General features: G+C 70.7%; 9 protein-coding genes. 2 read left to right on the top strand and 7 right to left on the bottom strand.

The window, feature by feature from the left end:
* From KBX53_RS10255 to KBX53_RS10245, 3 genes are all read right to left on the bottom strand, one after another.
* On the bottom strand, positions 1 to 514 hold a 514-nt coding region (locus tag KBX53_RS10255), incomplete at its 3' end, for a serine/threonine-protein kinase (RefSeq protein WP_247675405.1).
* A 134-nt stretch (positions 515 to 648) separates the two neighbouring features.
* Positions 649 to 1983 carry a glycosyltransferase family 4 protein gene (locus tag KBX53_RS10250; protein ID WP_036410767.1) on the bottom strand — a complete coding sequence of 445 codons (1335 nt, stop codon included), beginning with the start codon at positions 1981 to 1983 and terminating at the stop codon, positions 649 to 651.
* Between the two features lie 137 nt (positions 1984 to 2120).
* Positions 2121 to 4064, bottom strand: coding sequence for an amylo-alpha-1,6-glucosidase (locus tag KBX53_RS10245; protein ID WP_210858826.1), 1944 nt, complete (start codon positions 4062 to 4064; stop codon positions 2121 to 2123).
* A gap of 42 nt (positions 4065 to 4106) precedes the next feature.
* On the opposite strand from KBX53_RS10245, the gene KBX53_RS10240 reads away from it, so the two are divergent.
* Entirely contained in the window at positions 4107 to 6812 is a 2706-nt protein-coding gene (locus tag KBX53_RS10240) for a glucosidase (RefSeq protein WP_030328720.1), read from the top strand.
* 433 nt (positions 6813 to 7245) lie between these two features.
* Here KBX53_RS10240 and KBX53_RS10235 read toward each other — a convergent pair whose 3' ends face one another.
* The 3 genes from KBX53_RS10235 to KBX53_RS10225 form a co-directional block, all read right to left on the bottom strand.
* Positions 7246 to 8136 (bottom strand): hypothetical protein, encoded by an 891-nt coding sequence (locus tag KBX53_RS10235; RefSeq protein WP_210858824.1) that lies wholly within the window; start codon positions 8134 to 8136, stop codon positions 7246 to 7248.
* Between the two features lie 164 nt (positions 8137 to 8300).
* Entirely contained in the window at positions 8301 to 8690 is a 390-nt protein-coding gene (locus tag KBX53_RS10230; RefSeq protein ID WP_210858822.1) for a hypothetical protein, read from the bottom strand.
* 27 nt (positions 8691 to 8717) lie between these two features.
* A complete protein-coding gene (locus KBX53_RS10225; protein ID WP_210858820.1) occupies positions 8718 to 9101 on the bottom strand; it encodes a DoxX family protein in 384 nt (127 codons plus the stop codon).
* Between the two features lie 160 nt (positions 9102 to 9261).
* Here KBX53_RS10225 and KBX53_RS10220 point away from each other — a divergent pair, with 160 nt between their 5' ends.
* The gene (locus KBX53_RS10220) at positions 9262 to 10176 is read left to right on the top strand and encodes an RNA polymerase sigma-70 factor (protein WP_210858830.1); all 915 of its coding nucleotides are present in this window, start codon (positions 9262 to 9264) and stop codon (positions 10174 to 10176) included.
* Positions 10177 to 10188: 12 nt separating this feature from the next.
* Here the strand turns inward: KBX53_RS10220 and KBX53_RS10215 are convergent.
* A partial coding sequence (locus KBX53_RS10215) for a low temperature requirement protein A (RefSeq protein WP_210858818.1) occupies positions 10189 to 10866 on the bottom strand: 678 nt, incomplete at its 5' end.

Here is a 10866-nt window from a genome sequence, read left to right as displayed (position 1 = left end):
AGGACACCCCGTCGGAGGCCCGCTCCGGGGCCACGTACTGCGGAGAGCCGAGGACCATGCCGGGGCGGGTCATCGCGCCGTCGCCACCGTCGAAGGTGGCCAGCCCGAAGTCGGTGAGCATCACCCGCCCGTCGTGCGCCACGAGCACGTTCTGCGGTTTGATGTCGCGGTGCAGCACCCCGGCGCTGTGCGCGGCCTGCAATGCGTCGAGCACGGCCAGACCGATCCGGGCCGCGCGGGCGGGCTCCAGGGGCCCCTCGGCGTCCACGACGTCCTGGAGGGTGCGGGACGGGACGTACTCCATCACGATCCAGGGGCTGTCGTCGACCGCGACCACGTCGTAGAGCCGGACCACGGCGGGGTGGTTGAGCCGGGCCGCCGCCCGCGCCTCCCGCATGGTGCGCAGGCGCACCTCGGCCCGGCCACGATCGTCAAGCCAACTCGGTGGCACGATCTCCTTGACCGCCACCTCGCGGTGCAGCATCTCGTCGCGGGCGCGCCACACCCGACCCATGCCCCCGCGACCCACAAGGTCGAGCAGTCGGTACCGACTGGCGATCAGCACCTGTGCACGCTCCTCCTCAGCCGCTGTTCGGGCTACACCCTAACCAGCGGATCGGAAGTCACCTATAGGTCATCCGACGTACGTCAGCACGCGGCGGGGTCGGCCCGGGTCAGCAGATTCCCCTCCGGGATGGCGATCCGGGTCCGTCCGCCGGCCAGCCGGGCAGCGGCGCGGCGGGCCTGGACGGGGCCGTGTTCGCGCCGAGCGGTGGCGTAGCTGGCGGCGGTGCGGGCCGCGATGGTCGCCCAGCCGTACCGTTCGCCGACCATGGTGCGTGCCCGGCGGGCCAGCCGTCGGGCGAAGACCTCGTCGCCGAGCAGTTGGCCGACCGCGCCGGCGAGCGCGTCCGGGTCACTGTGCGGGAACGTCACCCCGGTCACGCCGGGTTCGACGATCTCGGCGAGACCCCCGGTCCGGGCCACGGCGAGGGGTGCTCCGGCGGCCGCCGCCTCCAGCGCCACCATGCCGAACGGCTCGTAGAGGCTGGGGACCACTGTCGCGTCGGTGGCGCCGAGCATCGCCGGCAGTTGGGTGGCGTCGAGAAAGCCGGTGAACCGGACCGTCGAACTCAGCGCCAGCCGCCGGGCCTCCGCCTCCAACTCGGTGCGGTACGGGCCGTCGCCGGCGATCACCACGCGCAGCCCCGGATGCCGCTCCCGCAGCCGGGGTACGGCGTGCACCAGGTGCTGGACACCCTTCTCGTAGACCAGCCGTCCGGCGTACCCGACCAGCGGGCCGTCCCCGGCGAAGCGCGCCCGGGCCGACGCGACAGCTCGGGGACGGGCCCGCCAGGCCCGGTCGTCGACCCCGTTGGGTACCACGTCGACCTGGCTGGCCGGCATGTCGAAGAGCGTGGTCACCTGCTCGCGCATGTACCCGGAACAGGTGATCACCCGGACGGAGGAATTGCTGAGCCAGTGCTCGACGCCGTGGATGGTGCGGTTCATCTCCTCCGGCAGCCAGCCCTGGTGCCGACCGGCCTCGGTGGCGTGCATGGTGGTGACCAGGGGCAGGTCCAGGTGCTCGGCGAGGGTGACGGCCGTGTGGGCGACGAGCCAGTCGTGGGCGTGGATGACGTCGTACGAGCCGGCTTCGGTGGCGCGCAGCGCGGTGCGGGTGAGGGTGTGGTTGAAGGCCATCGTCCAGGCCAGCAGCGAGCTGGTGGCGAGGGGGAAGGTGACCGGGTCCTCGGGAGCGCGCAGGATGCGTACGCCCTCGGCGTACTCCTCCAGGGGCGCGCCGTCGCTGTGCCGGGTGACGACGGTGACCTCGTGGCCGGCGGCGGCGAGGGCGACGGAGAGGGCGTGCACGTGTCGACCGAGACCGCCGACGAGCACCGGCGGGTACTCCCAGGAGAGCATCAGCACCCGCAGCTGTCGGGCGGGGTTGATGTCGATCACGTGGGCATCGAGTGACATGCGGCCCCCTTTGAGTTGTCCCCGGGCGCGCGCCGACCGACACCGGAATCGATGTCGCCGTCGCGTCTGGATCGGGGCCAATCCTGCCGGGATCGCGATAACCAGCGGCGACACCACCGTTGCGGTCGTGTAAAGCGCTACTGGCTCTTTCGCCGCACCCGCAGCAGCTCGGCCACCGACCATGCCTGGAACGGGCACCCGGTGGCGGTGTGCGGCGCGAGGCCATCGGCCGTCTCGCTCACCGATCCTATCCCATATTCCATCAAATGGGACTCAATGCCGACGAACACGTCATCGACGGACATCTTCCCCCGGCGGGCGGCATCCACGTACGGGCCGAGCAACCACGGCCACACAGTGCCCTGGTGGTAGCCCCCGTCCCGGTCGGCGGGGCCACCCCGGTGCCGGCCCACGAACTCCGCGGAGTCCGGTGCGAGACTGCGCGGCCCGAGCGGGGTGAGCAGCCCCGCCGCCACCCGGCGCAGCGTCTGCTCGTCCGGCTCCATCGGCGCGTACGGCAGCGACCAGGCCAGCAACTGGTTGGGGCGTAACGCGTCGTCGTCGTGCAGGGCCGCCCCACCCAACGGGTACGCCGGCGCGGGCGCGTCCAGCACGTCGTGCAACCACCCGGTCGGCGCCGGGAACCGCTCCCGGAACGAGGCGGTGGCCTGCGCGTGGAGTCGCCACAGCCCGTCGGCGTTACGTCCGGCCAGCTCGGTCAGCTCCGCGAGCCCGGCCAGGCCATTGATCCACAACGCGTTGACCTCGACCGGCTTGCCGGTACGCGGGGTGACCGGCACCCCGTACACCCGGGCATCCATCCAGGTCAGCGCGGTGCCGGCGGCGCCCTGGGTGAGCAGGCCGTCGGTCGGGTCGACGCGGATCCCGTACCGGGTGCCGGCGACATGAGCGTCGATCACCGTGTGCAGGGCGGGCAGCAGCTCGTCGCCGAGGTCGGTGTCGCCGGTGACGGTGACGTGCCGGCTCACCGCGTGCAGGAACCACAACGTGCCGTCGACGGTGTTGTACTCCACCCGACCGGTGTCGGCAGTGTTGGCGAGCATCCCCTCGGACAGCGTCGCCGCGTACGCCCGCAGCAGGTCCCGCCCCTCGTCGGCGCGGCCGGTGCAGAGGAACAACCCCTCGTACGAGATCATCGTGTCCCTCGACCAGGCCCCGAACCACGGGTACCCGGCGACCACGTCCACCGCCGCGTGTTCGGTGCGCACCACGAACGCGTCGGCGGCCAGCGTCAGGGTCGCCGCCACGTCGTCGGCCGGCTTCGCCGTCGCCACCACCCGCCGGTTGCGCCGTCGGGCCGTCGCCACGATCTCCGTCGCCGGCGGCGGCTCCTCGTCGAGTCGACCGGCCCAGGCCCGCACCGACACGGTGTCACCGGGGCGTTCCAGCTCACCGGAGAAACGGCCCGCGTACCAGACGTCCTCGTCCGGGTGCAGCCCCCGGTTGGCCTCCTCGCGATGGTGCACGCCCAGCCACCACTGCCCCTCGGGGGCCCAACCCGGGCCGGCGAGCCGGTACGCGCCCTCGACCACCGCGCCGTCGGCAACCGCCTCGACCTGGGGGATCGGGCCGTCGGCCCGCCGTTCGCCGTGCGCGTCCCGCCAGGTGCAGGCGGCCGACAGCTCCAGCCGGACGGGGCCACCGGCGACCAGCCGGTGCACCACCGCGACACAGGAGCGGCCGGGCAGCATGGCCAGCTCCCGTTCGATCACCACGTCGCCGATCCGCCACCGCCACCGGGGCAGCCCGTCGACCAGGTCGAAGCGCTCCAACAGCTCGAAGCCGCGCGGGTCGACGTCACCCGAGGCCCACTCGTGCGCGCCGAGGCGCACCCGCGTGCCGGACGGCAGTGTGACCGCCGGATCGAGACTGACCAGTCCCACCTGGCGGGACGCCGGCGTTTCGCCGGAAACCACCAACAGACCGTGGTAGCGACGGGTCCGCAGCCCGCCGACAGTGCCCATCGCGTAGCCGCCGAGACCGTCGGGGACCAGCCACTCCCGGCTCGCGGCGCTGGTCAGATCGCCGCAGACCTGCGGGCCGAAGTGAATGTCGATCAAGTTTCCTCCACCGGCGGCAAGGTGTAACACGCCACGACGAGAATGGCCGCTGTGGTCAAGTACCGCGGCGACGTCAAAGATGTGCACGTGATCACTGACCGATCGTCCTCCGACGCCTCGCCACCCGACGCTGAGCGGCTCCGGCTCGCCCAGGCCGACTCGGGGGAGCAGGACTGGCGTGCATGGGGTCCCTATCTGTCCGAACGGGCGTGGGGGACGGTACGGGAGGACTACAGCGAGCACGGTACGGCCTGGGACTACTTCCCGCACGACCACGCGCGGTCCAGAGCCTACCGGTGGAATGAAGACGGGATGGCCGGCGTCTGCGACGACCGACAGACCTTCGCCTTCGCCCTCGCCCTCTGGAACGGCAAGGACCCGATCCTCAAGGAGCGGATGTTCGGCCTCGGCGGCGACGGCGGCAACCACGGCGAGGACGTCAAGGAGTACTGGTGGTACGAGGACTCCACGCCCACGCACTCCTGGATGCGCTGGCGCTACCACTACCCGCAGGCCGCCTTCCCGTACGACGAACTCGTCGCGGTGAACGCGTTGCGCGGCCGCGACGACACCGAGTACGAGCTGGTCGACACCGGGATCTTCGACGACGACCGGTACTGGGCGGTGACCGTCGACTACGCCAAGGCGTCCCCGACCGACCTCTGCATGGTGGTGACCGTCGCCAACCGGGGCGACCAGGCGGCGACCCTGCACGTCCTGCCCACCCTGTGGTTCCGTAACACCTGGTCCTGGGGCCTGCCCGGTGGCGACCGGATCCCCCGGCTCACCGGCCAGGGCACCCGGCTCGTCGGCGAGCACCGGGTGCTCGGGCAACTGCTGCTGGAGGGCGACGGCGGCCCCGTGCCGCTGCTCTGTGACAACGACACCAACGCCGAACGGCTGTGGGGCCTGCCCGGCCGGTCGAAGTACCCGAAGGACGGCATCAACGACCACGTCGTCAACGGCGCGGCCACCGTCAACCCGGCCCGGGAGGGCACCAAGGGTGCACTGCACTACGTGCTCGACGTGCCGGCCGGCGAGCAGCGCCAGATCCGGCTGCGGCTCACCCGTACCGCGTCGCCGCCGGCCGCCGCGCCGCCGCCCCCGGCCGACCTCAGCGAGGGCTTCGAGGCAGTGGTGTGGGCGCGACGGGCCGAGGCGAACCGGTTCTTCGCCGGGGTGATCCCGCCGGCCGCCACCCCCGACGAGGCGCTGGTCGCCCGGCAGGCCATCGCCGGGCTGATGTGGGGCAAGCAGTTCTACCACTTCGACGTCAAGCGGTGGCTGGAAGGCGACCCGGGTTCCACGCCGCCGGCCGGGCGTCGGCACGGGCGCAACAGCGCCTGGTGGCACATGACCAGCTTCGACGTCATCTCCATGCCCGACCCGTGGGAATACCCCTGGTACGCGGCCTGGGACCTGGCCTTCCACTGCGTGAGCATCGCCCGGGTCGACCCGAGCTTCGCCAAGGAGCAACTGCTGCTCCTGCTCCGCGAGTGGTACCTGCACCCCAACGGCCAGATCCCGGCGTACGAGTGGGCGTTCGGTGACGTGAACCCGCCGGTGCACGCCTGGGCGGCGCTGAAGGTGTTCGAGATCGACGGCAGCCGGGACCACGACTTCCTGGCCCGGGTGATGCACAAGCTGCTGATCAACTTCACCTGGTGGGTCAACCGCAAGGACACCGGCGGCAACAACGTCTTCGAGGGCGGTTTCCTCGGGCTCGACAACGTCGGGCCGTTCGACCGCTCGGCGGCGCTGCCGGTGGCCGGTGTGCTGGAACAGTCCGACGGCACCGGCTGGATGGGCATGTACGCCCTCAACCTGCTGGACATCGCGATCGTGCTCGCCGAACACGACCGGACCTGGGTGGACACCGCCACCAAGTTCTTCGAGCACTTCGCCTACATCGCCGCCGCCGCGTACGAGCAGGGGTTGTGGGACGAGGAGGACGCCTTCTTCTACGACGTGCTGCGCCTCGCCGACGGCACGAAGGTGCCGCTGAAGGTCCGTTCGGTGGTCGGATTGCTGCCGTTGGCCGCCACCACCCGGCTCACCGCGAAGACCCTGCACCGTCTGCCGGAGCTGGGCGCGCGGTTGCGCTGGTTCCTGACCAACCGCCCGGAGTACGCCCAGGTGATCGGCACCCGCCGGCTGGGCCCCGACGGCCGGCAGCAGCGGCTGTTGTCAATGGTCGGCCCGGAGCAGGTGGTCCGGCTGCTCGCCCGGATGCTCGACCCCGACGAGTTCCTCTCCGAGTTCGGCCTCCGTACGCTGTCCCGCGCGCACCTGGACAAGCCGTTCTCGGTCACCCTCGGCGGGCAGGAGTTCTCCGTCGGCTACGAGCCGGCCGAGTCGACCAGCGGGCTGTTCGGAGGCAACTCGAACTGGCGTGGTCCGATCTGGATGCCGACGAACTTCCTGCTGATCAGCGCGTTGCGGGACTACGCGGCGTTCTTCGGCGACGACCTCCAGGTGGAGTACCCGACCCGCTCCGGTGTGAAGCGCACCCTGGACGAGATCGCCGACGACCTCTCGGCCCGGCTGATCGCGCTCTTCACCCAGGATGACTGGGGTCGACGCCCGATCTACGGCGCCGCGCAGCTGTTCCAGACCCACCCGGACTGGCGGGACCTGATCGCCTTCCCGGAGTACTTCCACGGCGACAACGGCGCGGGCCTGGGTGCCTGGCACCAGACCGGCTGGACCGCCCTGGTGGCCGACCTGATCCTCACGTTGCGCCGCTGACGTCCCCCGCACCCGCCCGGCCCCCGGCCCGCCCGGCCCCGCCTGCCCGCCTGTCGCCTGCTCACCCCGCATCACCCACCTGCCGGCAAGATCTGCGCAACTTCTCGGATGTTGCTGTGTCAGGGGCTGCGGAGGCAGCAACATCAGGGATGTTGCACGGATCTTGCTGGGCCACCCGGCCTCAACCCCGCTGGCGTTGGGCATGATCGTGCTCGATCCATGATGTAGTGGTGTCGCTGGCGCCGGGAGGCCACTCGATCCAGGATCGAGCACGATCATGACGGGCGACGGGCGACGGGCGACGGGCGACGGGCGACGGGCGACGGGCGACGGGCGACGGGCGACCGGCGATCCGCGTCGGGGGGCCGCCAGGCGACACGCCCAGCGACCCCCGTCCACGGGTGCGTGCGGGCGCACCCCGTTCAGCTTGGGGCTACTCGGTGAGCACCTTCACGGTGTCGGCCAGCCCGTCGTTGCGGTTGATGCCGACGAAGAACTCGCTGCCGACGTGGGTGACATCTTCGATCTCGTCGGTCAGGTTGTTGCCCGGGATGCCGATGTCGCTCTCCACGTCGCCCCCGGACCAGTTGTACTGGTACACCCAGTTCCACCCGGTGGTGGGCGTTGAGGTGTTGATCGACTTGGTGTTCCAGATGTAGTTCTCGGAGCAGTCGATGCCCTGGTCCGAACGATTGTCGTGACTCGTCAGGTTGCTCTTGACCAGCGTCCAACCACTGGTGAGCGCGCCAGCGCCGGGATGGGTCCACAGACTGCCCAACCGGCGGGCCGCGTACTTGCCGGCTCCACCGGCAGCCGTCGCGCTGTAGCAGAGGCCGCTGATGTTGCCGATCGGCAGCCGCACCTCGCTGGTTGTGCCGATGGTTCCGTTGGCGTTCAGGCGAACGATTGTCACCTTGTCGCTCAGGAATGCGGACTGGCTTCCCTGGGTGGCGATCAAGGCAGGACCCTGCCCCAGATAGTTCGCGTTGTAGGCGAGGTCGTTGCCGTGGCCGAGTGTCGGGATGGAGGTGGGGGCACCGGCGCAGACCCAGCTGGCGCCGTCCCAGGTCGAGCCGTCACGAAGCCACCGGGACAGGACCGGCTCCGCGCCGGCCGCCTTCGTGAAGATGATGTAGAGCTGACCGCCCGGCCCCGCCACCATGCCCTGCATGACAGTACGGCCGGCCTTGCACGCACTGCTGTTCGGGATGTTCAGCCGTTCCGCGCCGCTCCGGTCGGTAGCGGCGGAGGCAGTAGCCGCCGGGGCGATGGCGATACCGACGGAGAGGGCGAGCACGGACGCGACGCTCGATAGTTTCTTCACGTGGCTGTGTCTCCTTGAGAGGTGAGGCGAGGCAGCTGGAGTCCCGTCGTCCTCGGGCGAGGGATCGATCATGCGTGATGATCTCGCTTCTCGCAGCTCGGGCACAAGTGTCGCCGCACCGACCCGCGTGCCGGATCGTCAGCCGGCGCGTCCTGTCGCGGCGCTCACCGATAGCCGATGTGGACGATCAGCTCGCCGTCTTCCGGGTGGGCCCCCACGTAGACAGACGCGGGGTCGAAGAGGGTCGGCGGCAGGATCAGCTCCTTGGAGAGACCCATCTCCCGTGCCAGGTCCGCTGAGGACTGGCCCGCCGCCGGCGCCACGGTGATCGTTCGCCAGCACCCACCGGAGGCGCATTCCATGCCCTCGTCGGTGACCTTTGCTCCGGCCGGCACCTGCGGCATCCGCGACGTCGGTGGCAACTCTCCCTCGGTCTTGAACATCTGCAACCACACGAAGGACAGAACCCACAGGCAGGACAGCAGGCCCAGCGTGACGGACACGGCCACCAGAGCGTGTTTCGTTCGTCTCCTCAGCGCGGTCCGCGAACTCATCGGGTGAGGGTAGCGGGACGAGGTCGGTCAGCCGGTGAAGGGCGAGGAGTCGAGACGGCCCCAGGCCACGAAGGCGGCGACCGCGAGGTAGGCCAGGTTCAGCACGATGAACCTGGCCTCGTCGTGACGCAGGTGGGTGATCATCGCGCCGACCATCAGCACCATCCAGCAGATGGCGGTCACCGGCACCAGCACCGGTGCGACGTCCAGTACGGCGGGCAGGATGAGACCGGCCGCGGCCAGGATTTCAAGGACCCCGAGGGTTTTGACGAAGCCGACGCTGGCACCGTCGGTCCACCCTCCGCCGTTGGCCGCCGCCAACTTCTCCTTGGGTACGAACGTCTTGGTGATGCCGCCGGCCAGGGCCAACGCGGCCAGCAGTCCGGCCGCGATCCACAGAGCCAGATTCATGAGATTTCCTCCTCGTCGGTTCGCACAGGAGACACCGCCGGCCGGTGCGCTGTGACAACCCGCCCCGAGTGACGAGGAGCACCGGCATCGGGTGTCACAGGAGGTGGGCGGCCGGTGTCTGGTGGGCGAGGCGGCCGAGATCGACGAGACTGGAGGACGCATGGATGCCGAGGGCGGAATCATCAGCGCGGACGGCAGCGGGCAGCCCGCTGTCGAAGCGTTCGTTGCCCACCGAAACCTGCTCTTCACGGTCGCCTACGAGATGCTCGGCTCGGCCGCCGACGCGGAGGACGTACTCCAGGAGACCTGGCTGCGGTGGGCGGACGTGGATCTTCCGGCGGTGCGGGACCAGCGGTCCTACCTGGTCCGGATCACCACCCGGCTGTCGCTCAACCGGCTCCGGGCGGTCGGCCGGCGCAGGGAGTCCTACGTCGGCAGTTGGTTGCCGGAGCCACTGTTGACCGCGCCCGACGTCGCCGAGGACGTCGAACTCGCCGAGAGCGTCTCGATGGCGATGATGCTGGTGCTGGAGACACTCGCGCCGACCGAGCGTGCGGTGTTCGTCCTCCGCGAGGTCTTCGACCTGGCGTACGACGAGATCGCCGAGGCGGTCGACAAGAGCCCAGCCACCGTCCGTCAGATCGCGCACCGGGCACGAACGCACGTCGCGGCGCGCCGGCCCCGGGGGATGGTCTCCCCGGCGGACGCCCGGCGGGCGCTGGACGCGTTCCGACGGGCGGTCGAGGTCGGCGACGTGCAGGGCCTGCTCGACGTTCTCGCGCCGGATGTCGTGCTCCTCGGCGACGGAGGCGGGATCAAACAGGCGCTGCTGCGGCCGGTCAGCGGGGCCGACAAGGTGGCCCGGCTGCTGGCCAGCAGGAAGGTCCAGGTGGCCGCCATGTCGTTGCGACCCGCCGAGGTCAACGGCTACCCGGCGTTGGTCCTCCGGTTCGACGGCGAGATCGACTCGGTGGTCACGCTGCGCGTCGACGACGGTGTGATCACCGCGCTCTACGCGGTGCGTAACCCGGAGAAGCTGTCCCACATGCGGCGGGCGACCACGCTGTGCCGTTGACGGCCGTTGCGGCTAGTACGGGGGAGCGGGCGTCTCCGCGGGACGGCGGCGTGAGCGTCGGGTGTCCGCCGCGGCGACGCCGAGCAGCACCACGGCGGCGACCGCGCCGGCGGTGAGCGGTTGGAGGTGCGGTGCCGCCGGTGCCAGCAGGCCGAGGGCCAGCAGGCCGGCCAGCCGGGACCGGGACACCCGGGCGAAGACCTGGTATTCGAGGGTGGAACGCCCGGTGAGGAAGAGCGCCGGGCCGCCGAGGATGGCGATGAGCCAGGCCGTCGGGAGGTGCCCGAGCGGTTCGGTGATGAACAACTCGAAGCCGACGCCGGTCAGCACGATTCCCGCGATCATGACCATGTGGGCGAACGCCATGCCGGTCGCCAGCCGCGCCGGGTCGCGGGAGCTGTCGACGGCCGCGCCCAACACTCCGCCCGCCACGTGGAAGTAGATCCGCCAGAGCAGGACGGTGCTCGCCAGCGCCAGGACGAACCCACCCGTCTGGTCGGTGTGGAACTCGCTGCCGCTGAAGGCGAGCCCGATGACGAAGATCGCCTCGCCGAGAGCGATGAGAAGGAACTGCTGGTACCGCTCGGCCAGGTGCTCGGCCGCGATCATCTGGACGCCGATCCGTCGCGCGCCGAGTCGGGGGGTCGGCCAGCCGAGGAAGAGCCCGGTGTAGTCGATCAGCACGGCGAG

The organism is Micromonospora sp. M51 (assembly GCF_018070305.1).
In the GTDB taxonomy this organism is placed as follows: Bacteria; Actinomycetota; Actinomycetes; order Mycobacteriales; family Micromonosporaceae; genus Micromonospora; species Micromonospora parva.
Note: the sequence above shows the minus strand (reverse complement) of the source record. Positions and strands in the feature narration are given on the sequence as shown.